General features: G+C 65.7%; 24 protein-coding genes. 14 read left to right on the top strand and 10 right to left on the bottom strand.

Annotated features, from left to right (window positions below; all coding sequences use genetic code 11):
* The first annotated feature begins 13 nt into the window (after positions 1–13).
* Positions 14–469 (top strand): GNAT family acetyltransferase, encoded by a 456-nt coding sequence (locus ACQR1B_RS25070; protein ID WP_434836651.1) that lies wholly within the window; start codon positions 14–16, stop codon positions 467–469.
* Positions 470–478: 9 nt separating this feature from the next.
* Complete coding sequence (locus ACQR1B_RS25065) at positions 479–1,060, top strand: NUDIX domain-containing protein (protein WP_434836650.1); 582 nt, start codon at positions 479–481, stop codon at positions 1,058–1,060.
* Positions 1,061–1,217: 157 nt separating this feature from the next.
* Here ACQR1B_RS25065 and ACQR1B_RS25060 read toward each other — a convergent pair whose 3' ends face one another.
* Positions 1,218–1,988 (bottom strand): SOS response-associated peptidase, encoded by a 771-nt coding sequence (locus ACQR1B_RS25060; protein WP_434836649.1) that lies wholly within the window; start codon positions 1,986–1,988, stop codon positions 1,218–1,220.
* Between the two features lie 86 nt (positions 1,989–2,074).
* Here ACQR1B_RS25060 and ACQR1B_RS25055 point away from each other — a divergent pair, with 86 nt between their 5' ends.
* The 4 genes from ACQR1B_RS25055 to ACQR1B_RS25040 all read left to right on the top strand — a co-directional run bounded on the left by ACQR1B_RS25055 (position 2,075) and on the right by ACQR1B_RS25040 (position 3,981).
* Positions 2,075–2,596 (top strand): hypothetical protein, encoded by a 522-nt coding sequence (locus ACQR1B_RS25055; protein WP_434836667.1) that lies wholly within the window; start codon positions 2,075–2,077, stop codon positions 2,594–2,596.
* A 72-nt stretch (positions 2,597–2,668) separates the two neighbouring features.
* Positions 2,669–3,100 (top strand): NUDIX hydrolase, encoded by a 432-nt coding sequence (locus ACQR1B_RS25050; protein ID WP_434836648.1) that lies wholly within the window; start codon positions 2,669–2,671, stop codon positions 3,098–3,100.
* A 33-nt stretch (positions 3,101–3,133) separates the two neighbouring features.
* Positions 3,134–3,544 carry a TIGR02301 family protein gene (locus ACQR1B_RS25045; protein ID WP_434836647.1) on the top strand — a complete coding sequence of 137 codons (411 nt, stop codon included), beginning with the start codon at positions 3,134–3,136 and terminating at the stop codon, positions 3,542–3,544.
* A 170-nt stretch (positions 3,545–3,714) separates the two neighbouring features.
* Positions 3,715–3,981 carry a hypothetical protein gene (locus tag ACQR1B_RS25040; RefSeq protein WP_284419599.1) on the top strand — a complete coding sequence of 89 codons (267 nt, stop codon included), beginning with the start codon at positions 3,715–3,717 and terminating at the stop codon, positions 3,979–3,981.
* A 1,363-nt stretch (positions 3,982–5,344) separates the two neighbouring features.
* Here ACQR1B_RS25040 and ACQR1B_RS25035 read toward each other — a convergent pair.
* The gene (locus tag ACQR1B_RS25035; protein WP_434836646.1) at positions 5,345–6,679 is read right to left on the bottom strand and encodes a dihydroorotase; all 1,335 of its coding nucleotides are present in this window, start codon (positions 6,677–6,679) and stop codon (positions 5,345–5,347) included.
* Between the two features lie 198 nt (positions 6,680–6,877).
* On the opposite strand from ACQR1B_RS25035, the gene ACQR1B_RS25030 reads away from it, so the two are divergent.
* The 8 genes from ACQR1B_RS25030 (at position 6,878) to ACQR1B_RS24995 (ending at position 14,482) form a co-directional block, all read left to right on the top strand.
* Positions 6,878–7,765 (top strand): YgfZ/GcvT domain-containing protein, encoded by an 888-nt coding sequence (locus tag ACQR1B_RS25030; protein WP_434836645.1) that lies wholly within the window; start codon positions 6,878–6,880, stop codon positions 7,763–7,765.
* A 10-nt stretch (positions 7,766–7,775) separates the two neighbouring features.
* On the top strand, positions 7,776–8,402 hold the full coding sequence (locus ACQR1B_RS25025) for a DNA-3-methyladenine glycosylase I (protein WP_434836644.1): 627 nt from the start codon (positions 7,776–7,778) through the stop codon (positions 8,400–8,402).
* A complete protein-coding gene (locus tag ACQR1B_RS25020) occupies positions 8,399–9,010 on the top strand; it encodes a YfbR-like 5'-deoxynucleotidase (RefSeq protein WP_434836643.1) in 612 nt (203 codons plus the stop codon). Before ACQR1B_RS25025 ends, ACQR1B_RS25020 begins: the two co-directional genes overlap by 4 nt.
* A 168-nt stretch (positions 9,011–9,178) precedes the next feature.
* The gene (locus tag ACQR1B_RS25015; RefSeq protein WP_434836642.1) at positions 9,179–10,513 is read left to right on the top strand and encodes a hypothetical protein; all 1,335 of its coding nucleotides are present in this window, start codon (positions 9,179–9,181) and stop codon (positions 10,511–10,513) included.
* On the top strand, positions 10,488–10,799 hold the full coding sequence (locus tag ACQR1B_RS25010; RefSeq protein WP_434836641.1) for a hypothetical protein: 312 nt from the start codon (positions 10,488–10,490) through the stop codon (positions 10,797–10,799). Before ACQR1B_RS25015 ends, ACQR1B_RS25010 begins: the two co-directional genes overlap by 26 nt.
* Positions 10,796–11,020, top strand: coding sequence for a hypothetical protein (locus ACQR1B_RS25005; protein ID WP_434836640.1), 225 nt, complete (start codon positions 10,796–10,798; stop codon positions 11,018–11,020). Before ACQR1B_RS25010 ends, ACQR1B_RS25005 begins: the two co-directional genes overlap by 4 nt.
* A gap of 88 nt (positions 11,021–11,108) precedes the next feature.
* On the top strand, positions 11,109–11,615 hold the full coding sequence (locus ACQR1B_RS25000) for a tyrosine phosphatase family protein (RefSeq protein WP_434836639.1): 507 nt from the start codon (positions 11,109–11,111) through the stop codon (positions 11,613–11,615).
* Between the two features lie 179 nt (positions 11,616–11,794).
* Positions 11,795–14,482, top strand: coding sequence for a DUF2339 domain-containing protein (locus ACQR1B_RS24995; protein WP_434836638.1), 2,688 nt, complete (start codon positions 11,795–11,797; stop codon positions 14,480–14,482).
* 3 nt (positions 14,483–14,485) lie between these two features.
* Here the strand turns inward: ACQR1B_RS24995 and ACQR1B_RS24990 are convergent, their stop codons facing one another.
* The 8 genes from ACQR1B_RS24990 to ACQR1B_RS24955 form a co-directional block, all read right to left on the bottom strand.
* Complete coding sequence (locus ACQR1B_RS24990; protein ID WP_434836637.1) at positions 14,486–16,171, bottom strand: methyl-accepting chemotaxis protein; 1,686 nt, start codon at positions 16,169–16,171, stop codon at positions 14,486–14,488.
* A 194-nt stretch (positions 16,172–16,365) separates the two neighbouring features.
* On the bottom strand, positions 16,366–18,054 hold the full coding sequence (locus tag ACQR1B_RS24985; RefSeq protein WP_434836636.1) for a methyl-accepting chemotaxis protein: 1,689 nt from the start codon (positions 18,052–18,054) through the stop codon (positions 16,366–16,368).
* Positions 18,055–18,590: 536 nt separating this feature from the next.
* Positions 18,591–18,824 (bottom strand): DUF6894 family protein, encoded by a 234-nt coding sequence (locus ACQR1B_RS24980; protein ID WP_434836635.1) that lies wholly within the window; start codon positions 18,822–18,824, stop codon positions 18,591–18,593.
* A 179-nt stretch (positions 18,825–19,003) separates the two neighbouring features.
* A complete protein-coding gene (locus tag ACQR1B_RS24975; protein ID WP_434836634.1) occupies positions 19,004–19,618 on the bottom strand; it encodes a hypothetical protein in 615 nt (204 codons plus the stop codon).
* A 114-nt stretch (positions 19,619–19,732) separates the two neighbouring features.
* On the bottom strand, positions 19,733–20,719 hold the full coding sequence (gene acuI, locus ACQR1B_RS24970) for an acrylyl-CoA reductase (NADPH) (RefSeq protein WP_434836633.1): 987 nt from the start codon (positions 20,717–20,719) through the stop codon (positions 19,733–19,735).
* Positions 20,720–20,785: 66 nt separating this feature from the next.
* Positions 20,786–22,033 (bottom strand): MFS transporter, encoded by a 1,248-nt coding sequence (locus ACQR1B_RS24965; protein WP_434836632.1) that lies wholly within the window; start codon positions 22,031–22,033, stop codon positions 20,786–20,788.
* Positions 22,034–22,367: 334 nt separating this feature from the next.
* A complete protein-coding gene (locus ACQR1B_RS24960; protein ID WP_434836631.1) occupies positions 22,368–24,350 on the bottom strand; it encodes a TonB-dependent siderophore receptor in 1,983 nt (660 codons plus the stop codon).
* Positions 24,351–24,751: 401 nt separating this feature from the next.
* A complete protein-coding gene (locus ACQR1B_RS24955; RefSeq protein WP_434836630.1) occupies positions 24,752–26,038 on the bottom strand; it encodes a PepSY-associated TM helix domain-containing protein in 1,287 nt (428 codons plus the stop codon).
* Between the last annotated feature and the right edge of the window lie 90 nt (positions 26,039–26,128).

The raw sequence follows: 26,128 nt of genomic DNA, 5'->3' as shown, positions 1-26,128 counted from the left end.
TCGCGACTTCCCCATGGACACTGCTGTGACGCTGACAATCTCCGACATCACCGATGCCGACGTGCCCGCCGTCGTGGCGCTGTGGCAGCGCTGCGGCCTGACGCGGCCGTGGAACGATCCGGCCGCCGACATCGCGCTCGCCCGCCGTGGCGACAACGCGACCGTCCTGGTCGGCCGCAGCGGCGGCGCCATTGCCGCCTCCGCCATGGTCGGCCATGAGGGCCACCGCGGCTGGGTCTATTATGTCAGCGTCGACCCCGAGCATCGCGGCCGCGACTACGGCCGCGCCATCATGGCCGCCGCCGAGGACTGGCTGCGCGCTCGCGGCATCGCCAAACTCATGCTGATGGTGCGCGGCGACAACACCAAGGTGCAGGAATTCTACCAGGCACTCGACTATGCCGTGCAGGACAACGTCGTGTTCTCGAAATGGCTCGACGGCCGCCCGCCGACGCCCGGAATGAAATAGAGGCGAGCGATGAGCATCTCCGACCGCATCCGCGTCCATGAGCGGCGCGTGCTGTCCGACCATTACGGCACGCTGAGTTCGACCAGGTTCGAGTGGCGGCGCGACGACGGCACCTGGCAGATGCAGAGCCGCGACGTGTTCGACCGCGGCAATGCGGCGGCGATCCTGCCCTACAACCTCGCGCAGCGCAGCGTCATCCTGGTCAAGCAGTTCCGCTATCCCGCCTTCCTGAACGGCTACGACGACCTGCTGGTCGAGGCCGCCGCCGGCCTGCTCGACGACGCCTCGCCGGAAGAGCGCATCAAGCTCGAGGCCGAGGAGGAAACCGGCTTCCGGCTGCACGACGTGACGTTCGTGTTCGAGGCGTTCATGAGCCCGGGCGTCGTCACCGAGAAGATCCACTTCTTCGTCGCCGCCTACGAGCCCGACATGCGCGTCAGCGCCGGCGGCGGGCTCGCCCATGAAGGCGAGGAGATCGAGGTGCTCGAACTCTCCATCGACGAGGCGCTGGCGATGATCGGCGATGGCCGCATCCAGGACGCCAAGACCATCATGCTGCTGCAGCACGCGGCGCTGAGGATCTTCGCGTAAGTCACGCACGCCTCTGAATCGGACGTTCTCCGCTGTCGTCCTCCGCGAAAGCGGGGGACCAGTATTCCACCAGCAGCCGTTTCAACACGAGGGGTCGCGGCGTACTGGATACCCGCCTTCGCGGGTATGACAGTCTTTCTCGTTGATGCACCTCGCCTCAGAACAAGCTCCCCTGCCCATCATCCGCGGGCTTGGTTGAATTTTTGCGCGATACAACCTTCTTCGCCGGCTTGCGCTGTGCATCCTCGGCGGCGCGCATGTCCTCGGTGATCGGCAGCAGCAGCTGCTCGTCGTCATTGGCAACGGCGTTGACGCGCGTCGACACCTCGTACCACGCGAACTCGCCCTCCGCCGGAGCAACCATCAGGTGCATCACGTCGCCGGCGTCGTCGTTGCGGCAGTCGAGCCACAGCGAGAAATCATCCGGCCTGATCGTCACGGGAACCCGGTGATGCAGGGTCGCGAGATCCGCGCTCGCGGCTGCCGTCACGATCGCGACCGTGTCGACCTCCTCGCCGTTCGGTCCCATCCAGGTCTCGGCCAGGGCAGCGAAGCCGAACGGCGCACGGTCGCTGCGATGGATGAAGAACGGGCGCTTGCGGCCCTCGATGAGTTGCCACTCGTAATACCCATCAGCGGGCACAAGAACGCGGCGACGCCGGATCGCATTCTTGAACGCGGGCTTCTCGCGCACGGTCTCCGAACGCGCATTGATCAGCAGCGTAAAATTGCGGGGATCCTTGACCCAGGCCGGCATGAAGCCCCAGCGCATCAGCCGGAAATGCCTGATGTCATGATCCAGGAAAACTACGGGAATCGGCTGCGTCGGTGCAATGTTGTGGCGCGGCGGAAAGTTCGGCTGTTCCTCGTAGCCGAACATCTGCCGAAGTGCTGCAGGTGGTGAAGTGATCACGAAGCGTCCACACATAATCTCACTCAAATCGTCCTGTGTTCAGCACCTTTTAACTTGGGTTGCCAACACTGCAGCGGATGACCGCAGCGGCGACCCATTCCGTGCCTCCCGATCGCACGCCCCAACGACCGGCTGGCAGTGCTATTGATCCGGCGCGCGCCGCGATCCTGCGCGCCGCCAACATCAATCCGCGCACCGGGCTCGCCACCGACTATCTGAATCATTTCAACGAAGCCGTGATGCTGCTCGAAATGATTCCCGACATTCCGGAATGCGCCGAAGATTTCCTGGCGTGGTCGCCGCTGACCTATCCAGAACATTTCACACACACCAATTTCAAGGCCCGCGATCTCGTCATCGAGGCCTACGAACAGGCCGAGCCGTCGATTCGCATCAAATTCGACCATCTCACCAAGACCATGACGGATATCCTGCTCGCGGTCGGCGCCGCGATGCGCGACGCCAAGCAGGACACCACCAAGGCCAAGCTCGCCGAGCAGGCCGCCGCCTGGGTCAAACCGCTGGTGACGCAGGCCGGCGGCATCATCAACGGCGACGTCGAGGTCGACCCCGACCCGGTCGACGAGGTCGACGCCGTCGACGCCATCATGGCAAGCTTCTGAGCCGCATGAAGCTGCCGGCGCGGCGGCTTTCACGCTAGGGTGCAGCAGGCCCTTCCTGGAACCGTCCCTGCCATGACCGAACCCGCCCCGCCCCGCCATCCCCAGCTCGCCGTCAGCGCCGCGATCTTCCGCGATGGCGAGATCATGCTGGTGCGCCGGGCGCGGTCGCCTGCCAAGGGCGTCTATACCCTGCCGGGCGGCCGGGTCGAGTTCGGCGAGAGCCTGCACGACGCCGTCGCGCGCGAGGTGATGGAGGAGACCGGACTCACGATCGCCATCATCGGGCTGGCCGGCTGGCGCGAGGTGCTGCCCGCCAGCCACGGGGGCAAGGGCGGCGGCGGCCATTACCTGATCCTGCCGTTCGCGGCGCGCTGGCGGGCCGGCGAGCCTACGCTGAACGACGAGCTGGACGACGTCCAATGGCGCGTTCCGGACGCCCTGGACGGCCTGACGCTGACCGACGGGCTGCCGGACATCATCGCCGCCGCGAAGGCGCTGCTGTAGGCCCGCCTTGCGTCCGCCGCCCGGCAAAGGCATATGACGTCCGTGCGTCCGATCACCCCCATCCGCCTCGCCACGCGCCTCCTGGCCGTCGTCATGCTCGTGCTGGCCTGCGCCGCCACTCCCGCGCGGGCGCAGGATGCGGCTGCGCCGTTCGATGGCGATCTGCAGCGGCTCGCCGAGATTCTCGGCACCCTGCATTACCTCCGCGGCATCTGCGGCAGCAATGAAGGCGCCAAATGGCGCAACCAGATGCAGGCGCTGATCGATGCCGAGACCCCCGCCGGCGAGCGCCGCGCCCGCATGATCGCCGGCTTCAACCGCGGCTATAACGGCTTCCAGCAGACCTACCGGACCTGCACGCCCGCGGCGATGGTGGCGATCCGCCGCTACATCGACGAGGGCTCCAAGATCTCGCGCGATCTCACCGCGCGCTACGCCAACTGACGGCCGAATGGTTGACGGCTCACGGGCGTTATCCACGTTTGCATTAACCCTGTTAACCTTTCCTAAAGAACTGGCCTAGGCGCCCGTGCCTTGCGTGCTAAACCTCGGCGGGTCGGACGCGCCCGCGTTCGGACGTCAACGCGCCTCGCGGCCCCGCCAGACTGCATTCAATGAGCTTTCCCGTCACATTCAGCGCCCTCCCCGCCGTCCTGCCCGACCACGAGCAGAAGCAGGCCGCGCTCAGCTATCTCAACGAAGCCTGGGCGGAAGCGCGCCATGACGGCGTCGACGGCGACTGCCTGGCGCAGGCCAGCCTGTTCGCGGCGCTCGCCGAGCTCGTCGGCACCTATGGCGAAGACGCGGTCGCGGCCTTCGTCGAGGGCATGCCGGAGCGCGTGCGCAACGGCGAATTCTCGCTGTCGCGGGCGACGCAGTAGGCGAGCCGCGAACGCGGCCGTCATGCCCGCCACCGGGTCTCGCCTCCGGCGAGCCGACGACGAGCCGCGGTAGACACCCGAATTGTAGACGTACTCAAGCGCAACATTCTCGGTGTCATGCCCGCGCAGGCGGGCATCCAGTACGCCGTGACGTCTCGGTTGATCACGACTGCCGGTGAGGACTGGATCCCCGCCTTCGCGGGGATGACAGCGGTGGGTGTCGCAACACTTGCGGCCTTGGCTGCAGCGCTCACAATTAGTCGCAGCTTGTAGGGGTGGTCAAAGGCGCGCCCATATTGCTTGTTTGATGCGACGCTCTCGCGCGCGCCGTGCCCACCATCGCGCTCCGAGCCTGCCTCCGGTGGGCACGCGACCGCCCTGCGGGCGGCTGCTTTGCTCATCCTACCGCTCGAACGCTCAATCGTGCCGTGGTCGCAACAGCATTAGCTTTGCCGACATCGGCAATCGTCTGCACAGATGACAAACAGCGTTGGGCACACAACGTCGTCCTCGCGGCGCAATTTGCGTCCGAGCGATGACCGATCGACGTCCCTCGCAAGGTCGAGGGCGCAGGGAAGGCTGAGCGTCGGCTGACGCCCATGGCCCCCGTGCGAACAAGAAGCACGGGGCAGGAACCACAGGTGCAGCCGGATGAGCCCAGCCTTCCCTGCGCGATGGGTTTAACGCTTATCTCGTGCTCTCCCTGGGGACCGGCTGTCTTGCCCCCATCACCCGCGCTGGCGCTCTCGCACCAATCGCAGGCTTGACCTCGGCATCGGGAGGCCAGGACCACACGACTTCACGTCCGCATCGAGATTGTTCGTCCGCGCCAGCCGAAGCCGCGCTGCAACCCGACACGTCCACCGCCTCCCCGCCTCGCGTCTCGTGACGACCGCGCGTACGCCCCTCTCGTTGAGGCGGGATGCAAGGAGAAGTGACACGGATTCCGAAAAAACGAAAGCGAAATTTTCGGTGCAGACGATGTCGTAGGCGCGATCGTGTTGAGACGGTACGCGAAATTCGCTTTTTCAACACATGGGACCCGCACGAATCGTTTGGCATGAACGCCAAGCTGGACAAACAAATCGCACAACTGATTTGCCCGACGAGCACCATTGGCAAATGAATCGTAGGGTGGGCAAAGCGAAGCGTGCCCACCGTCGAGCCGCGACGTCGGAGAGGCATGGTGGGCACGGCACGCCGCTTCGCGACGCACGCCTTTGCCCACCCTACCGCGACAAACTCTCAGTCATGCCCGCGACGGCGGGCATCCAGTACGCCGTGACCTCGCGGTCAATCACCCCTGCCGGTGAGTACTGGATCCCCGCCTTCGCGGGGATGACAGCGGTGGGTATAGCTGGACCTACGCCTTCAGCGTCTCCATGAACCGCACCGGCTCACCCGCAGCCGGGGTCAGCAGTTCGCCCTGCCACATCACACGCTTTCCACGCACGAAGGTGCCGACCGGCCAGCCGGTCACGCGGACGCCGTCATAGGGTGTCCAGCCGGCTTTGGAGGCGACCCATTTGTTGGTGATGGTCTCGCTGCGCTTGAGGTCGACGATGGTGAGGTCGGCGTCGTAGCCGGCGGCGATGCGGCCCTTGCGGGCGATGTTGTAGATGCGGGCGGGGCCGGCGCTGGTGAGGTCGACGAAACGTTGCAGCGACAGGCGGCCGGCGTTGACGTGGTCGAGCATGATCGGGACCAGTGTCTGCACGCCGGTCATGCCGGAGGGCGAGGCGGGATAGGTCTTGGCCTTTTCCTCGGCCGTATGCGGCGCGTGGTCGGAGCCGAGGATGTCGACGATGCCCTGATGGACGCCCCACCAGATGACGTCGCGATGGTCGACTGATCGCACCGGCGGATTCATCTGCGCATAGGTGCCGAGCCGCTCGTAGCACTCGGGCGCCGCCAAGGTGAGATGATGCGGCGTCGCCTCGACGGTGGCGACGTCCTTGTGGTCGCGCAGATAGACGATCTCTTCCTTGGTCGAGATGTGCAGCACGTGGATGCGCTTGCCGGTCTCGTGCGCGAGATTGACGAGGCGCTGGGTGGCGCGCAGCGCCGCCCCCTCGTCGCGCCACACCGGGTGCGAGCGCGGATCGTTCTCGACGCGAAGCCCCTTGCGCTCGTTGAGGCGGTACTCGTCCTCGGCGTGGAACGCGGCGCGGCGGCGAATCACCTGGAAGATGCGGCGCAGCGAGTCGTCGTCCTCGACCAGCAATGAGCCGGTCGACGAGCCGACGAACACCTTGACGCCGGCGCAGCCTTCGGCGCGCTCCAGCACCGGCAGCTGGTCGACGTTCTCCCGGGTGCCGCCGATGAAGAAGGCGAAGTCGCAATGCATGCGATGGCGGCCGGCGGCGACCTTGGCCGTGAACGCCTCTTCGGTCACCGTCAGCGGATTGGTGTTGGGCATCTCGAACACGGCGGTGACGCCGCCCATCACGGCGCTGCGCGAGCCGGTTTCGAGATCCTCCTTGTGGGTCAGGCCGGGCTCGCGGAAATGCACCTGGGTGTCGATCACGCCGGGCAGCACGTGCAGGCCGTTGCAGTCGATGATCTCGGCCGCGGAGGCTGTGCCGAGATCGCCGATCTCCACGATGCGTCCATCTGAAATACCGATGTCGCGGACGCCTTCGCCGTCCTGATTGACCACGGTGCCGGATTTCAGAATGACTTGGAAGCGTTGGCTCATGAACCCCTCATAGGATTTCATTCTCCTGATCACCTCAAGGCAGATCGATCATGCTGCGCGCCTGCCCATTTGCTGGTCCCTCAGGACGGCGACGTCTCGATCTTTAGAATGAAGCCACCGCGCGGGGGCGTTTCAGCCTTGTGGTTTATGCCAGGGCGGCTTACGTTTCAGTGCGGCCTGTCGCAAGAGGTTTTTCGAATGAAAGCGACGTTTCTCGACGACCGGGGCGTGGTCCAGGTCAGCGGCGACGATGCACGCAAGTTCCTCAACGGGCTCTTCACCACCGACGTCGGCAAGCTCCACCCGGGCGAGGCCCGGTTCGGCGCGCTGCTGACGCCGCAGGGCAAGATCATCGTCGATTTCCTGGTGACGCAGGTGTCGTCGTCGAGCGAGGGCGGCGAGCGCTTCCTGCTCGACTGTCCGCGCGCGCTGGCGCAGGCGCTGAGCGACAAGCTCAACGTCTACAAGCTCAGGGCCAAGGTCGCGGTCGGCAACCTCTCCGACCAGGTCGGCGTGATCGCGGTCTGGGATGGCGCCGTCGGCGCCACGCCGGAACCGAGCTTCATCGATCCGCGTCACGAGACCCTCGGCGCGCGCGTCATTGCGTCACAGAGTTCGCTCCAGGACGTTGCCGCAGCGCTGGGCGCCGAGGTCGTCGCAGCCGACGCCTATGAGGCGCATCGCATCGATTGCAGCGTGCCGCGCGGCGGGCTCGACTTCATGTATGGCGACGCCTTCCCGCACGAGACCAACATGGACCGGCTGCACGGCGTCGACATCGGCAAGGGCTGCTATGTCGGCCAGGAGGTCGTCAGCCGCATGCATCATCGCGGCACCACGCGCACGCGCGCGGCGCAAGTGCTGCTCGACGGGGAAAGTCCCGAGCCGGGCACGCCAATTCTGGCCGGCGACAAGACGGTCGGCACGATGGGCTCGGCCGCGCAGCGGAAGGGCATGGCGCTGCTGCGCATCGACCGCGCCGCCGAGGCGATGGAGGCCGGCACCGCGCTCACCGCCGGCGGTCTGACGTTGCGCGTCGCCGATCCCGATGCGCTGCAGGGCGCGCCGAAACAGACGGTCGCCTGAGCAGGTTCACATGAGCCGCGCCGCGGTCGTCCATCCCGATGGTCTGACGCGCTGCCCCTGGCCGGGCAGCGATCCGCTCTATGTCGCCTATCACGACACCGAGTGGGGCGTGCCGGAATATGACGATCGCGCCCTGTACGAGAAGCTGATCCTCGACGGCTTCCAGGCCGGACTGTCGTGGATCACGATTTTACGCAAGCGCGAGAATTTCCGCCGCGCCTTCGATGACTTCCAGCCGGCGAAGATCGCGCGCTACTCCGACAAGAAGATTCATGCGCTGATGAACGATGCCGGCATCGTGCGCAACCGCGCCAAGATCGAGGGCGCGATTTTGAGCGCAAAGTCCTGGCTCGATATTCAGGACAAGGGTCCCGGTTTCTCGAAGCTGCTGTGGGACTTCATGGACGGCGCGCCGAAGGTCAATGCATTCAAGACCACCGCGAGCGTGCCGGCCTCGACGCCACTGTCGATCAAGATGTCCAAGGAGCTGGCCGCGCGCGGCTTCAAGTTCGTCGGCCCCACGATCGTCTACGCCTTCATGCAGGCGACCGGCATGGTCAATGACCATCTCGTCACCTGCTTCTGCCACGAAACCTGCAGCGGCCAGCGCCGCACCCCGCGCCTCAAGATCAAATGACCACCAAGACGGCCCCGAGCGGGCACGACCGCGTCTGGCAGCGCATGCTGTCCGGCCGGCGGCTCAACCTGATCGATCCCTCGCCGCTCGACGTCGAGGTTGCCGACATCGCCCATGGGCTGGCGCGCGTCGCGCGCTGGAACGGCCAGACGTCCGGCGCGCACATCTTCTCCGTCGCCCAGCACACGCTGCTGGTCGAGACGGTGATGCGCGCGCGCAAACCCAACATCGATGCCAGGCTGCGGCTCGCCGCCCTGCTGCACGACGCGCCGGAATACGTCATCGGCGACATGATCTCGCCGTTCAAGGCGGTGCTCGGCGACGGCTACAAGAGCGTCGAGAAGCGGCTGCTCGGCGCGATCCACATCCGCTTCGGCCTGCCGGCGGAGCTCGCGCCCGAGATCGAGCGCCAGATCAAGGCCGCCGACCGCGGCGCCGCTTATCTCGAGGCGACCCGGCTCGCGGGCTTTTCCGAAAGCGAGGCGAAACGCCTGTTCGGCCGCGATCCCGGCCTGGCGGATGCGACGGTGACGGAGTATCTGACGCCGTGGAGCGCAGCCAAGGCCGAGAAGCAGTTCCTGGCCCGCTTCAACGCCGTTCACGCTTGAAGAAGTATTCGAGCAAGTTCATATCGGCCGAAGACCACGCTGCGACTGCTCATGCAGCTCACGGCATTGCTAGCTGACGGCTCCGCTACGCGGCGCCTGGAACGGATCGACTGCTCTGATGCTTGCAAATCTTGACTCCTCGATCCAAAATCGGAGACACAGAATAATTTGCTCGCGGTGGGGGATACTTTGCAGATTGCGAGCGGTGCCGACGTCGAATCTTGGGTTGCGACCCGCCATCCCAGCCACCGAATGCAGGATGGTGCCATTTTGGCGGCGCGTGCTGCTGGCCGGGCTTTTACGGTTCTTGTCAGCAATTACGGAGCCGACGAGAAAGCACCGCAGATTTGTTTGGCTGCCGTCAGATGTCTGATGCTGGCGCGCGTTTCGGCACAGTACCCATCCCGCGCCAAGAGCATTGAGTTTTCACAGGCTTCACAGAGAGCGCGGGCGGCTATCCGTGAAGTTACTTTAGGCAATCAGTTGCCAAGCCTTGCCGACGCTGCGTCGTCGGCGCGAGCAGCTGCTGCCGCGCTCGCGGACGCCTCTTCCAATGCAGCGTGCGTCGAGAGAGCACATGCAGCAATAACAACATACGCCCCGTTCAAGGCTGATGAATTTTTCTATTCAGCGGTTTCGGAAGACGTAGGTCTGTTGGAAGAGGCGACGGAGCGGGCAAGCGTTACCGCCATGCCGCTTTGGGGCGAAGCCAGAACGCATGAGCCGATCCGGGAGCATTTTTTCAGATCGTGGGACCGGGCAAAATCCGAGACGATCGGTTGCGACCGCGATCCAAGTGACGGCTGGATCGAATGGTATGATGCCTGGATGCATGGCCGCACGATCTGGGATGATTTGTCTTTTGCGGCGCGGACGAGGCTGGAGACGGAGATTGCTCTCCTCCCCGATCAGACCTGGAGCGGCGGTAAGACCACCTTGCACAGTGCCATCATCGACCTCCGTCGATCTGTCAAGACGAGGAACAGTACCAAAGGCCGACGGGAGTCGCGCGAACTCGACCAACGCGCCGGTGGCAGCTTAGACGAGCCCAGAAGCCGATTGCGGACATCCTGCACCGATGAGCTGAAGCGGCTGGCAGAACGCCTTGAGTTTGTCGCCGAGACTCTTGCGACGCTACGCATCAACTCTGCATCCGAGATCGTCGGCGAACTGCGACACCTTGCGTCCGAGGCTATCGACATCACCGCGCGCGCGGAGCTGAGCGGCAGTCAGGTTTCCGAACCCCAGTTGCGAAAAACAGCCTTCAAGGCAATCCCTATCATTGGCAAGCTTGCAGAGCTACTGGACTCACGCCGTGGCGCGGAGGTCGTCGTCGCGGGCCTCGTCGGAGCCGTCGTGGGACTGGTCGGTTGGCCGGCGACCGCGGTTTACACCGCGACTGTGGCGGCGTTCCTGGGGAAAAAGGCATTTCTCGAAGCCATAAATGCCGGTCGAAAGGAACGAAAGCCGAAAAAGGATGACCAGCCTCGCCGGGATCGATGACCCGTTGTCTGCCTCTCGTGGTTTCCGCCAGATCGAGATTGACGCCATGCCGCTGACGCCGGAAGAGCGCCGCAATGAGCGGCTGAAGTTGGCCGCCAACTGGGTCAATACGCTGGCCACGGCCATCGTCACCGCAGGCACCTTCGTGCCGCTGGCCCAGTTCGTCTACGGGGTGCTGCCGCCGAATACCCCGGCCGGCCTGATTTATGGCTCAGGCGTCGTTTGCATTGTCACCGGAGTGCTCATACATTTGCTGGGTCAGTGGATCCTGGGAGGTCTTCGATGACCACGCACCAGCTCGTTGCCATGAGCTTTCCGCTCCTGACCGCCTTGGCCGTCGCCATGGTGGCCCTGTTCGTGCGCCGTCCGTGGTCCGAGAAGCCGGTCGAGGTCTCCTCGCCCAACCGTGAACGTGTGCTCGACCATCTCGAGCGCCTGAACGCCGAGATCGAGGGCAAGGCGCATCTGGCCCGCCAGGAGCTGCGGCAGCTCAAGAACACCCGCTGACGCCCTGCGGCCGACGCAGACCGGGCCTGTCCAATCCGCTTTTGCCCTCACGCGGGCACGCGTATAATCGGGCGTGAAAAGGCCTGCCATGATCCACGTCTGCTCGCTCGCCGCCCTGCACGAGACCGTGCGCCTCTCCGGCGCCAGTCACGTGCTCACCATCATGGCCAATGTCGAGCAGGTGCAGCGGCCGCCCACCATCCGGCCCGAGAACCATCTGCGGGTCTCGGTCGACGACATCACCGAGCAGCTCCCGGGCTTCATGGCGCCGAACGAGGACCACGTCACGCAGGTGCTGGACTTCGTGCGCGGCTGGGACCGTGCGGCGCCGCTGGTGATCCACTGCTATGCCGGCATCAGCCGCTCCACCGCGAGCGCCTTCGCGACCGCCTGCGCGCTCAATCCGCACCGCGACGAGTTCGACATCGCCCGGGCGATCCGCGCCGCCTCGCCGATCGCCTCGCCCAACCGCCTCATCGTCAGCCTCGCCGACAGGGCGCTGGGGCGCGAAGGCCGCATGGTTCGTGCGCTGGACGCCATCGGGCCCGGCACGATGATGGTCGACGGCACGCCGTTCCGGATCGAGTTGGACTGAGCTGCGGTGGCAGCGTAGCCGCATACCAGTGCGGCATGAACTTTTGTTCCGCGGTTTGACACAGAGGGACGACGGCCATCGATTGGCCCACCGATGCCGTCGGCCGATTCGGGGCCGCCCCCGTCCCTCCCCTCCGCGACGCCGCCCGGCGCCGTCCGTTTTCAGGATATCTCCGCGTGATGTTCTATTGGCCTCTCGATTGGATCGCGCTGCTGGTCGCGTTCGCAGCGCTCGCCTTCGCGCGCCGGATCTCCAACCGATTGGCCGAGGTGCAGGCCCGGCTGGCCACGCTCGAGGCGGCCCGCCCGATAGCCGTCGCGCCGGTGGTGCCGGCAGCGCCGCCGCTCAGCCCGTTCGAGGAGCCCGCCGCGACTCCGCCGATGCCGCCACCCTTGCCGGAGATGGCAGAGCCCGTCTCGCAGCCGGCGGCCATGACGGCCGACGAGACCGCCGATCAGCCGCCACCGTTCGTACCGCCGCCGATGCCGCAGCCCGCGGCCAGCTTCGAGGAACGGATCGGTACGAGCTGGGTGGTGTGGATCGGCGGGCTGACCTTGGCGCTCGGCGGCTTCTTCATGGTGCGCTATTCGATCGAGGCTGGCCTCGTCGGCCCCGAGGTGCGCGTCGCGCTCGGCGCGCTGTTCGCGGCCGCGCTGCTCGCGGCCGGCGAATGGACGCGGCGCAAGGAGAGCATCTCGCAGATCGCGGCGCTGCCGATCGCCAACATCCCGGCGATCCTGACCGCGGCCGGCACGGCGGTCGCGTTCGCCACCGTCTACGCGTCCTACGCGCTCTATGACTTCCTGCCGCCCGCGATCGCCTTCGTGCTGCTCGGCGTGGTCGCGCTGGGCACGCTGGCGGCCGCGCTGCTGCATGGCCCGGCGCTGGCCGGCCTCGGCCTCGTCGCCGCCTTCACCACACCGGTGCTGGTCTCGACGGGCGAGCCGAACTACTGGGCGCTCTACATCTATCTCGCCATCGTCACCGCCGCCGCGTTCGCGCTGGCGCGCGTGCGGCTGTGGCGCTGGCTCGCCATGACCACGATCGGGCTGTCGTTCCTGTGGACCCTGCCCGGCCTCGACATCGGCGTCGAGACCGTCGCGCCGCACGTCTTCCACGTGACGGCTGGCTTCGGTCTCGCCGCGCTGATCGTGGTCTGCGGCTTCCTGTTCGGTCCCGACACCGGCAATGACGAGGTCGAGCCGATCTCCTCGGTCGGGCTCGCCGCCTATCTGCTCGGCGCGATGCTGATCGTGCTGGCGAGCTTCCACGACGGGCTGGCGCTGATCGGCTTCACGGTGCTGATCGCGGCGACGCTCGCGGTCGCCTGGCGGGCGCCGAGCGCGACCGGAGCGGTCGCCGCCGCGGCGGCCGCGGTGTTTCTCGTGTTCGCCGAATGGGCGCTGCGCGACAATCCGGACCTGCTGGTGCTGCCCGGCGGCGCGCTGCCCGGCATGGGGCCGAACCCGCTCGGCGCGTCGGTGTCGTGGCATCTGGTGACGGCCGCGATCTTCGCGGCAGGCTTCGGCGGCGCCGGCTTCCTGGCGCAGGGACGCTCGAACAATGTGATCGTGCCGGTGGTGTGGTCGGCGGCCGGCGTGTTCACGCCGATTGCTCTGCTGGTCGCGCTGTACGCGCGCATCGCCCATCTCGACCGCTCGATTCCGTTCGCGATCCTCGCGGTCGTGCTCGCCGCCGGCTTTGCCGCCGCGACCGAGGCGCTGAGCCGGCGCGAGGAGCGCCCGGGCCTCAATGCCTCGATCGCGCTGTTCGCCACCGGCACGCTGGCGGCACTGGCGCTGGCGCTGACCTTTGCGCTGGAGAAGGGCTGGCTGACGATCGCTCTGGCGCTGATGTCGCTCGGCACCGCCTGGGTCTTCGAGAGCCGGCCGATCCCGTTCCTGCGCACGCTGGCGGCTGCCTTCGCCGGCCTCGTGGTGCTGCGCATCGGCCACGATCCGCGCATCGTCGGCGCCGATGTCGGTACCACACCGATCTTCAACTGGCTGCTGTGGGGCTATGGCGTGCCGGCCGCGTCGTTCTGGGGCGCGAGCACCTTGATGCGCCGCCATGGCGACGACGCGCCGCTGCGCGCGGTCGAAGGCGCCGCGATCCTGTTCACAACCCTGCTGGCGTTCCTGGAGATCCGCCACGCCGTCAACGACGGCGACATGCTGGCGGTGCCCTCGCTCGCCGAGATCGGGCTCGACGTCTGCGTCGCGCTGGCGCTCGCGATCGGGCTGGAGCGGCTGCGGATGCGCAGCCACAGCATCATGCACGACATCGGCGCGGTGATCCTGACCGGCTTCGCCGGCGGCGCCACCGTGGTCGGGCTGCTCGTGCTGGAGAATCCGATGGTCTCGGACGTCGCGATCAAGGGCGGCCTGCTCAACATCCTGATCCTGGCCTACGCGTTTCCAGCGGTGCTGATGCTGCTGCTGTCCTACGCGGTCGCAGGACGCCGTCCGCCGGCCTACGGCAACACGCTGGCCGCGGGCGCGCTGATCCTGGCGCTGTCCTATGTGAGCCTGGAGATCCGCCGCCTCTATCACGGCCCCGACCTGATGTCGGGGGTGACCAGCGCCGCCGAGCAGTACACCTACTCGATCGCCTGGCTTGCGTTCGGCGTGCTGCTGCTCGGCATCGGCATCGTCGTGCAGTCGCAGCGCGCCCGCCTCGCCTCCGCGATCGTGATCGCGCTGACGATCCTCAAGGCCTTCCTGGTCGACATGTCCGCGCTGACCGGCGTCTGGCGCGCGCTGTCGTTCATCGGCCTCGGCCTCGTGCTGGTCGCGATCGGCTGGCTGTACCAGAAGGTGCTGTTCCGACGGCAGCAGCAGGCGCCGCCGGCTCAGCCTGCAGCGTGATGATCAGGCAGCCCTGACCGACTGCAGGAACGAGGCCACCTCGCGCTTCAGCCGGTCGCTGTCGGTCGCCAGCGACTTGGCCGCACTCAGCACGTGCGACGACGCCGTGCCGGTCTCGGTTGCGCCGCGCTGGACGTCGACGACGTTCGACGACACTTGTTGCGTGCCATGCGCCGCCTGCTGGACGTTGCGCGAAATCTCCTGCGTCGCCGCGCCCTGCTCCTCGACTGCGGCCGCGATCGCCGAGGAGATTTCCGACAGCCGCTCGATGGTGCCGGAGATGTCGCGGATGGCGCCCACGGATTCCTGCGTCGCCGCCTGGATGCTGCCGATCTGCTGGCCGATCTCGCCGGTGGCCTTTGCGGTCTGCTCGGCCAGCGCCTTCACCTCGGAGGCGACCACCGCAAAGCCGCGGCCGGCCTCGCCGGCGCGCGCCGCCTCGATGGTGGCGTTCAGTGCCAGCAGGTTGGTCTGGCCGGCGATCGAATTGATCAGCTCGACGACGTCGCCGATGCGCGCTGCCGCCTTCGACAATTCGCCCACGCGGTCATTGGTCTGGCGCGCCTGCGAGACGGCTTCCGAGGCCATGCGCGCCGATTCCTGCACCTGCCGGCTGATCTCGGTGATCGAGGATGACAGTTCCTCGGTGGCCGAGGCGACCGACTGCACGTTGGTCGAGGCTTCTTCCGATGCCGCTGCGACCTGGGTCGAGATCTTCTGCGACCGTGACGCAGTCGACGACAGCGAGCCGGCGGAATGTTCGAGCTCGGTCGAGGCCGACGACACCGTCTGCACGATCTCGCCGATCGTCGCCTCGAACTGGCGCGTGATGCCATCGACGCGGCGGCCGCGTTCGATCTTGGCTTGGGCGTCCTGTGCCGCGCGCTCGTCGGCATCCCTCTTGGCGATCAGGGCCTCCTTAAACACCTGCAGGGTATCGGCCATCGCGCCGATTTCGGTCGGCTCGCCGCGATACGGCACCGCGGCGCTGAGATCGCCATGCCCGAGCGCCTGCATCGGCGCGATGATCGAGGCGATGCCCGATGAGACGTCCCGAACGACGTAGAAGCCCACGGCGACGCCGGCGGCGACTGCGGCGAGAATGATGGACGTCACGACCCAGAACGTGTTGTTGTAGGCGTCGGCGGCGCCGCGCGTGGCCGCTTCCGCCCCCCTGTCGTTGTAGTCGATCGCTTTGGTCAGAATGTCCTCCGACGCGGTCGCCGCCGCGCCGGCGGGCTTGAACAGGGCATCGACGTCGTCGGGCAGTTTCCCGATGCTCTTGCGCGACACCTCGAGCACCTTGTCGGCCTCGGCCGTGTATTTGTCCCAGGCGCGCGTCCAGGCCTCGTAGATGCCGCGCTCCTCGGCGTTCGAGATCAGCGGCTGATAGGCCTTGATGTCCTTCTTCACCTTCTCAAGCGTATCGGCCATGCGCTTGTCGTTGTTGGCCTTGGCTTCGGCCGTCAGCGCCATCACATGGGCCCGGAGCGTCAGGCGGTAGACGTTGATGTCGGCGCGGAGCGCGCCAAGCACCCGCACGCTCGGCAGCCAGTTGCTGGCGATATCGACCGTCCGCGCATTGATGTCCCGCATGCTTTGCAACGCCAGTACGCCCATGCACGACATCACCACCAGCATGAAGGCGATGACGGCGATGACCTTGAAGCGAATGGAAAGCTTGGACACGTCCTGATCCTCCGAAAGAAAAACGTCCCGCACGCCGGTATGTCCATCCGCGACCATCGCGATGGCCTGCTCACCGTTGCGGAACGAAAAAGGCGGCAACTGCTGAGAGCGCAGTTTGCCGCCTCGTCCGTAAATCTCCGTTAATGCTGAACTTCGTACTAATACGGAGCCCGCCCGGAGAACGGTGCAATCACCTAGGCCGCGCGCACCGATTCCAGGAATGATGCGACTTCGCGCTTCAAGCGGTCGCTGTCCGTGGCGAGCGACTGCGCCGCGGAGAGCACATGCGTGGACGCCGTGCCGGTTTCCGTCGCGCCGCGCTGGACGTTGACGACATTGGCCGAGACCTGCTGCGTGCCCTCCGAGGCCTGCTGAACGTTGCGCGAGATCTCCTGCGTCGCGGCGCCCTGCTCTTCCACGGCCGCGGCGATGGCCGAGGAAATCTCCGACAGCCGCTCGATGGTCGTGGAGATCGCCCGGATGGCGCCGACCGATTCCTGCGTCGCGGCCTGGATGCCCGAGACCTGCTGACCGATCTCGTCGGTCGCCTTGGCGGTCTGCTCGGCGAGCGCCTTCACCTCGGACGCCACGACGGCAAAGCCGCGGCCGGCCTCGCCGGCGCGCGCCGCCTCGATGGTCGCGTTCAGCGCCAGCAGGTTGGTCTGGCCCGCGATCGTGTTGATCAGCTCGACCACGTCGCCGATGCGCGCCGCGGCCTTGCTCAGCTCGCTGACGCGATCGTTGGTCATGCGCGCCTGGTCCACGGCCTCGGTGGCCATGCGGGCGGATTCCTGCACCTGGCGGCTGATTTCGGTGATCGACGAGGACAGCTCCTCGGTCGCCGACGCGACCGACTGCACGTTGGTCGAAGCCTCCTCCGAGGCTGCCGCGACCGCGGTCGAGATTTCCTGCGAACGGGTTGCAGTCGAGGACAGCGAGCCGGCGGAATGCTCGAGCTCGGTCGAGGCTGACGACACGGTCTGCACGATCTCGCCGATCGTCGCCTCGAACTGGCGCGTGATGCTGTCGACGCGGAGGCCGCGTTCGATCTTCGCCTCGGCATCGACAGCCGCGAGCTGGTCGGCCTCCTTCTTGGCGATCAGCGCTTCCTTGAAGACCTGCAGGGTGTCGGCCATCGCACCGATTTCGGTCGGTTCGCCGCGATGCGTCACCTCGGCGCTCAGGTCTCCCTTGGCCAGTTCCTGCATCGGCTTGATGATCGAGCCGATGCCGGACGAAACGTTGTGCACCAGATAGAAACCGACCGCGACGCCGGTGATGACGGCTGCGGCGATGATCGACACGACGAGCCAGATCGCACGCGAGAAGCTCTCGGCGGCCTGGCGCGTCGCGGCGTCGGCACCCTTGTTATTATAGTCGATGTCCTGGATGAAGTACTTGTCGGCGTCGCGCGCGATCGCCGCGGCCGACTTTTCCAGCAGCTCGGTGGCCTCGCGCGGAGCCCGCCCGACGCTCTTGTTCGATTCGTCCATGACCTGCCTGACGACGACGACGTACTTCTCCCAGGCCTGCACCCAGTTGTCGTAGATCGCGCGTTCCTCGGCCGACGCGATCATCGGCTCGTAGGTCTTGCGGTCCTTGTTGATGGTGTCGAGGATGCCCGAGACCCGCTTGTCGGCAGCCTGCTTGGCCTCGGCCGCCTCCGCCATCACATGCGCACGGAGTGCGATCCGCAGCAGGTTGATGTCGGCGCGCAATTCTCCGATCGCGCGCACGCTGGGCAACCAATTGGTGGCAATGTCGACCGTGTTCGCGTTGATCGACTGCATGCTGGTAACGGCGAGCGCGCCGAGGCCGCACATCGCGACGAGCATGAACGCGATGACGGAGATGATCTTCTTCCGGATGGACATTGTGGACACTATGACCCCAGTTGACTGAGCAACTCGCCGCTCTCTTCAAGCGAGATGGCCTGAGCAAACAGGTCTGCGCTGTGCGGCGTCGAGGTCAGAGGATCACGAGGCCCCGATCGGTCCGGAGTCTCCGTTCCGCTCTGACGACGTCATTGGGAACCAAACCGACTTACCGAAGATTAATCGGAACCCGTAGGACTACCGAGAGATCATGTAAAATATTCACCGCGGACGCATGAGCGGTGCTTAGAAAACCGCCATAGACGCCTTGCAGCTCACGATGCGTCAAAGAGGATCTTTCCGGGGAGTCCGTTGGCCGTGGAGCCGGCAGCTCCCCTGGCATGCAGGCCCCGCGCAAATGGGCGCATGAAGCCGAGGCGATGGCAACGCTCGGCGCGGCAGGGGCACCGACGGACTTCGGCTTCAGCGAACCAGACGGGGAGTTTGGGCTCAGAGGACCGGTTTGGACGGAGACCATTTGTGACGCCATAGCGCCCGCAATCCCACCGGCCGGCGGTTCGGATCATCCCCGATGATCCGCGAACTCAGCCGACCGCCTCCGAAAGCAGGCGGATACGGAACACCGGCTGCTTGGCCTCGTCGAGCAGTTCCATCTGCCACTCGGCCCCCTGCTGCAACGTCTTCGAGATTCCACCGATCAGATCCGAGCAGACGGCCGTCAGTTCGTTCCAGGCGGATTCCCGGTTGGCGAATTCGTAAGGCTGATCAGCAGCGCCGGAATAGCGACCCTGGCTGATCCGGAAGAAATAGAGCGACATTTACGACCCTTTCTATTGGGCCCACCCCCCGGCTCGCAAACTGCATCGCGAGTCGCTACCGAGGCATGAATTTAGCCGTCCGTACGACTACGGCGCAATGACCAGCAGCGTGCGGTCGAAGGAAAAATGTTTCCGTATGTTGATACGGAGCCGCTTTTCGATGATGCGCGAACTAACAACTAGTCGGTCGAACGGCGCAGTTCCGAGGCAGCATCGGCCTTCGCGCTTTCCGACTTGGTGCTGTCGGCCTTCGCAGGTTCGGCCTTCACGGGCTCCACCTTGCTACGCTCCACCCGCGGCGTCTCGACCCGCGCGGCCACTTCGGTATGTGACGGATCCGCAGCCGCTGCGGCGGCACGCGCTGTCCGAGGCCGCGCCACCGCGCGGGCCATCAGCATGGTGGCACCGCCCTGGTGCTGGAAATCGCAATAGGCAAAGGCGCCGAGGCCGGAGACCGAGCCGCGAAAGCTGCGCTCGTCTTTCTTGTCGAGGTTGAAGCAGGGCTCGAACGGCATGCCCTTGATCGAGGCGCACACGTTCTGGCCTCGGATCTGCAGCGTGTTGCCGGGCAGACGGATGTGACGAACCGGACCCGAACCCGAGAACTGCACCGCACCGGCGGCGCCCATGTCATCGAGAACGCGGCCGGCCCCGCGGGTGCCGTCGACACAGGTGAAGGCGAACACCTTTCCGGCCACGAATTTGCGCGCTTCGTCGGCCGTCATGGATCCCGCAAGCGCAGGAGCGACCACGGCGCCCGCCGTCACGGTCCCCAGCAAAAAACGCCCGAACATGCATCCAACTCCCACTAAACCCTACACAGCGGGTAAGGCGGTATCTTTACGCCATGCTTACCATACCAACCGTGGCAACAATGGAGCAGCATGGTTTGAAAAGTCTGAACATCCTCAGGATATTCTTACCACCGTGCGGCCGCGGACCTGGCCGGCCAGAATCTTCGGGCCGAGCGAGGCGACTTCGTCCAACGGGATTTCGTGAGTAATTTCAGACAGTTTTGAGCGGTCCAGGTCTGATGCGAGGCGGGCCCAGGCGAGATTGCGCGCCGGCAGCGGACACATCACGGAATCGATGCCGAGAAGGCACACGCCGCGCAAAATGAACGGAGCGACCGAGGACGGCAGGTCCATGCCGGCGGCCAGTCCGCAGGCCGCAATCGCGCCGCCGTACTTCGTCATCGACAGCAGATTGGCGAGCGTGTTGGAGCCGACGCTGTCGACGCCCCCCGCCCAGCGTTCCTTGGCCAGCGGCTTGGCCGCTCCGGACAGGTCGTTGCGGTCGATGACCTCCGCGGCGCCGAGCGATTTGAGATAGTCGGTCTCGGCCAGACGCCCGGTCGAGGCGATGACGTGGTGGCCGAACCTGGCGAGCACGGCGATCGCCACCGAGCCGACGCCGCCCGCCGCGCCCGTCACCACCACCGGGCCGCTGGCCGGCGTCACCCCGTGCTTCTCCAGAGCCAGGACCGCCAGCATGGCCGTGAAGCCTGCCGTGCCGATCGCCATGGCGTCGCGGGCCGACAGGCCCTGCGGCAGGCCGACCAGCCAGTCACCCTTGACCCGTGCTTTCTCGGCATAGGCGCCGAGATGGGTCTCGCCCATGCCCCAGCCGGTGCAGATCACGGCGTCGCCGGGCTTCCACTGCGGGTGGCTCGACTGCTCGACGGTGCCGGCGAAATCGATGCCGGCGATCATCGGGAAGCGGCGGACAACCGGCGCCTTGCCGGTCAGCGCCAGCCCGTCCTTGTAGTTCAGGGTCGACCATTCGACCTTCACCGTGACGTCGCCGTCCATCAGCTCGGCCTCGTCGAACTGCGTCAGCGCGGCCGTCGTTCCCTTGTCGGCCTTGTCGATCCGGATCGCCTTGAACGTTCCCACAGCGGCACTCCCTGCGTTCTCTTTGCGTCTGCGGCCCTATTTAGCCGATCGGGTCGGCCGCGCAACTCAGGTGGCAGGCACGGCGCGCGCCACCGGCTTCTCGACGATCGGCAGGTTGATCAGCGCCGAGAGCACGCCGAACAGAATCGAGAGCCACCAGATCGGCGTATAGGAGCCATAGCGCTCGAACACGATGCCGCCGAGCCAGACGCCGAGGAAGCCGCCGACCTGATGGCTGACGAAGGCAAAACCATAGAGCGTGGCGAGCCAACGGGTGCCGAACATGATCGCGACCAGCGACGAGGTCGGCGGCACGGTGGAGAGCCAGGCGAGACCCGACACCGCGCCGAAGGCGATGGCGGAGGCCGGCGTGATCGGGAACGAGATGAAGGCGAGCGTCGCCAGCGCGCGGGTGAAATAGATGAAGGACAGGATATAGCGCTTCGGCAGCCGGCTCTGCAGCCAGCCGACGCTTAGCGAGCCGATGATGTTGAACAGGCCGATCGCCGCGATCACCCAGCCGCCGACATGGGCGGACAGGCCGCGATCGACCAGGAACGCCGGCAGATGCACCGTGATGAAGGCAAGCTGGAAGCCGCAGGTGAAGAAGCCCAGCACCAGCAGCACGTAGGAGCGATGACCGAAGGCCTCCATCAGCGCGGTCGTGAACGATTGCTGCTCGGCATCGGACGGCTTCGGTTCGGCGGCCGGCGGCGTCGCCACCGCGAGCGACAGCGGCAGGATGAACAGCATCAACGTCGCGAACACCATCAGCGCGCTCTGCCAGCCGAACTGATCGATCAGCGCGACACCGAAGGGCGCGAACAGGAACTGGCCGAGTGAGCCCGCGGCCGTGCCGGCGCCGAGCGCGAGGCCGCGCCGCTCCGGCGGCAGCAGCTTGCTGAAAGCGGACAGGATCAGGTTGAACGAACAGCCGGACAGGCCGAAGCCGACCAGCACGCCGGCGCCGATGTTCAGCGACAGCGGCGAGTCGGCATAGCGCATCATCAGCAGGCCACCGGCATAGAGCAGCGCGCCGACGCAGATCACGCGCATGACGCCGAAGCGGTCGGCAATCGCGCCAGCGAGCGGCTGGCCGAGTCCCCACAGCAGGTTCTGGACGGCGATGGCCAGCCCGAACACGTCGCGGCCCCAGGCGAATTCGCGGCTCATCGGCTGCACGAAGAAGCCGATGGTCGAGCGCGGACCGAAGCTCAAGAGCGCAATGGCGCAGCCGCAGACGATGATGACGAGCGGCGTGCGCCATCCCGGTGCGCGGGAGGCCGTGCCGAGCTCGCCTGCCTGAATCGACATTGTGGAGTCCTCCCGATGCGGCCGGCGTCGGCCGGCTGCACCGGGAGGGATTAATGCATCTGCATCAAAACCCCAAGTTCAAAAGCGCACCGGCAGCCATGAAAACCGCGATGCCGCATCGCAACAACGACCAGCCCCCCGGCCCGAGACGCCGGGACTGCCCGGAATCATGGTCGCCCGGTACGGCGATAGGCGCCGGGGGTGACATCATTGGGCGCCGTCGCGCGGACCGACGACGAACGGGACAGGCCACGCCGCCTGGTCGGATGTCGGAGCAGCACCATCAGCGGAGCTGACCGGATGGCCTCGAACCCAGGGCGCATCGATCCTGCGTCTAGAACCGATAGGTCGCCGTTCCCAAAATCGTGCGCCCGAGACCGTAATAGCAATCACCGCGGGAGTAGCAGGCGGCGACATAGCGCTCGTCGCCGATGTTGTTGACGTTGAGCTGAAGCCGGAACCGTCCGGGATCGTAGGCGATCATCATGTCGAACAGCGTGTAGTCCGGAATGGTGATGACGTTGGTCTCGTCATAGGACGTGCCGATGTAGCGCGCTCCCGCACCGACCGTGACGTCGCGCAGGCCGAACGCACTCAAGCGATACTTGCCCCACAGCGACGCCTGGTTGGCGGGGACGCCCTCGACGCTCTTGCCGACATTGTCGCCGCGCTCGACCTTCGCACTGATGTAGGAGTAGCTGCCGACCACGTCGAAATCCGCCGTGACCTTGCCGACGACCTCGATTTCCGCGCCGCGGATCCGGACCTGTCCGATCTGGTTCGTTGCGAAGGTGACGGGATCTGCCACTGCCAGCCGGTTCTTCTCGACCGTATCGTAGATCGCGCCGTTGATCGCGAGCACGGGCGTCGGATTGTATTTGAAGCCGATCTCGTAGGTCTCGCCGCGCTGATCCTTGCAGGGACCGTCAACACAGGTGCTGCCGCCATAGGTCGGGCTGAACGACACCGGATTGAACGACTGCGCCCAGACGACATAGGGATTGAAGCCGAATGCCGTTTCATACATCAGGCTTGCGCGTCCCGTCGTCGCCGACCTGTCGCTGTCCGCTCCGGTATAGCGCGTGCTGGCATAGTCCTGCCGGACGCCGATCGTCGCCAGCCAGGAGCCCAGGCGCATCTGATCCTGGGCATAGAGGCCGGTCTGGGTCTGCTTTGCGTCCGAGAGCCGTGTCAGCGCAGGCAGGTCGACGCTGGTGTAGGCCGGTGCGTAGAGATCGAACGCCGTCGTATCGAAGCCGCTTCCGACCGACGAGCGCGCATAGAGACTGCGGTAGTCGACACCGAACAGCACCGTATGAGCCAGCGCACCGGTCAACGCCTTGACCTGGATGTTGTTGTCGGCCGTGAAATTGTCGTTCGACGTTGCCTGATTGGAGGAATAGCGGTTCACCGTCCGCCGCGTGACGGGATCGAGGAACACATCGGACGAGAAGACATTCGCATAGACGCTGCGATAGATGCCGTCGACATGCGCATAACGCAGGTTCTGTGTGAACTTCACGGCGTCGTTGAATCTGTGTTCGAACAGGCTGCTGATGGCGCCGGTTTCGGTCTGATACCGATCCGTCGCGGGATCGCCGACGAACCGGTTGCGCGGGATGTAGCCGTTGACGCCCGCCGTCAGCGTGCCTTCGCGCGGCAGGAAGCCGTTGGTTGTGCCGGTGCGGTCCTTCTGATAGGTGCCGAGCACGGTCCAGCTCGTATCGGTCGTCGGTCGCCAGGTCAGCGACGGCGACAGCAGCATGCGATTGTCAGGGACGAAATCGACCTGAGTTCCGCTCTCCCGGAACAGGCCGACGAAACGATAGAGCCATTCGCCATCCTTGGTCAGCTTGCCGGTCGAATCCATCTGGACCTGCTTGCGACCGAAATTATCGAACGACGTGCCGATTTCGTTGTGGCTCTCCGCCCGCGGCCGCTTGGAAATCAGGTTGACGAGACCCGCCGTCGACGTGTCGCCATACAGCACCGACGCCGGTCCGCGGAATACTTCGATCCGTTCGAGCATATAGGGATCGGCACGCCATTCGTTGAAGTTGTTGCGGTTGCTCATCCGCGTGCCGTCGAGATAGACATTCGGATCCTGGCCGCGGACCTTGAAATAGTCGTTGCGCGAATCGACGCCGCCCGGCTCGGCAAACACGCCCGGCACGTAGCGCAGGGTCTCCTGGATGCTGCTGACGCCCTGATCCCGCACCCGCTCGGCGCTGACGACCGAGATCGATTGCGCCGTCTGATTCAGCGGCGTGTCGGTCTTGGTCCCTGTGCCGCTCCGCGTCGCCAGATAACCTTGCACGGGCCCTGTCGCCGTCTCGGCCGCCGCGGCGGACGCGGCGGCCGGAGCAGCCGACGAAGCATCGGCCGCGCGCGGCGTGCCGCTTCGGGTGGCCGATCTCGATGCTTGAGAGCCTTGTGTGCGGACTGCAGGTCGCGGCTTCGGCTTCGCTTGATCGACGACCACCGGGGGCAACTCGGCAGGTTGCCCGAAAGCTGAAACATCGAATGCCAGAGTTAGTAACGCGATCGTCGAAGTCCCAAAGAGATATCGCGCGCTTTTCATTCCCACCACATTGCCCCACGAGCACAAGAACAGTTCGATGCCCGGTTAACAATGGTGGCAACGTGCCGCAAGCGCTCTGCGACGTGCTCGACTTAGAAGCTCTCGACCGATCGGGCATCGCGCAGGCGCGCGATGTGTCACTCCGCCGCAGCCATCGCCTGCACGACGGCGCCGCCTCGGCTCCTTCTCGCCGCGCGCCGCGCCCGACGCTTGCGGTCCCAGATCACGACGCCCGTCACCGACAATGCGGCGACGACGAGGCCCATCAGCGAAATGAGGATTCGTCCCGGCAGTCCGAGAATTCGGCCCGAATGCATCGGGAATTGAGCTTGAACGAAGACGTCGGCCGCGGTGCCGCGCCATGGCACTCGCTCGCCGAGCGATCGTCCGTCCTGACCATCGTAGTAAAGCTGCGCGGGACCGACGCCTCCGGCGCCATGGTCTTCTCCCGGCCGGAAGAAGCTGAGGCTGTAGATGTCATATTGCTGCGCGTAGTACACGGCCCCAACGGGCTCCGGCCAGCCGCGCCCCCGTCCATCCGCCTCGCCCTTCGCAATGACATCGGCGAACGACAGAATGGGGACGTGCGGCTGATCGAGCGGTGCGGCCGTCCGCAGCTCGAAAGGTGTGGGCGTGTAGCTCGATACGGTCTTCATCAGCGGCGAGAACACCTCGAAATAGAGATTGAGGGAAAAGGCCGTGAAGGCGATGACGAACAGCACACCCCATGTCCACAGACCGAAGGCGCGGTGAATGTCGAAATTGATGCGGTAGGCGCTGCCCGACGTCTTGATGTTCCAGGCCGGCTTCCACGTGGCCCAGAAGCCCCGATCGCGCCGACGCACGACATCAGCTGCTCCCGCGGCGCTTTTCCGGCGTGCCGGCAAGGTCAAATAGAAGCCGACGAAGCAGTCGAGCGTCCAGATGATGGCGATGACGCCGAGCAGCCGCATGCCCCAGCGATCGCTGCCCCAGAATTCGGGAATATGAAGCGTATAGTGCAGCTTGTAGAGAAACGAGACGAAGTTCTCCCGCGTCACGGGCCAGACTGCGCCCCAGTAGCGATGGCCGAGCTCCTCACCGGTGGCCGGATCGATAAACACCTGATTGTAGTCGAGGGCGAATCGCTTTCCGGTTTCTGGATCGATTCTAGGTTCGACGAAGAATGCGAGTGACGCGCCGGCCTCGGGTGTGGTGACGAGATATGTCACGCGCGCCCGCCGATCCCTCGCCTCGATCAGCGCCGCCAGTTCGGTGGAACGCCTGGCTCCACCATGCGTCTTCGCCTCGGTGAGATGGCTGTTGAGCCGGTCGTCGAGGGCATGGTCCCAGGAAATCACCGCCCCCGTCACACCCGAGAAGAACAGGAACGCAGCGGTGACGAGACCTGCCCAGCGGTGAACTAATCCAAATACGGCTCTCATACTGACATCCTCGGACGCTCGATCGTCAGCGATCGCGTCGCCGTGGTGGCGCCATAACCCAGGGTTCACACGATCGCAAGAACGACCGCG

This window comes from Bradyrhizobium oligotrophicum (assembly GCF_051168495.1).
GTDB classification, from domain to species: Bacteria; Pseudomonadota; Alphaproteobacteria; order Rhizobiales; family Xanthobacteraceae; genus Bradyrhizobium; species Bradyrhizobium oligotrophicum_A.
The sequence above is the reverse complement of the archived record's forward strand: the minus strand, read 5'-3'. Positions and strand labels throughout refer to the sequence as shown.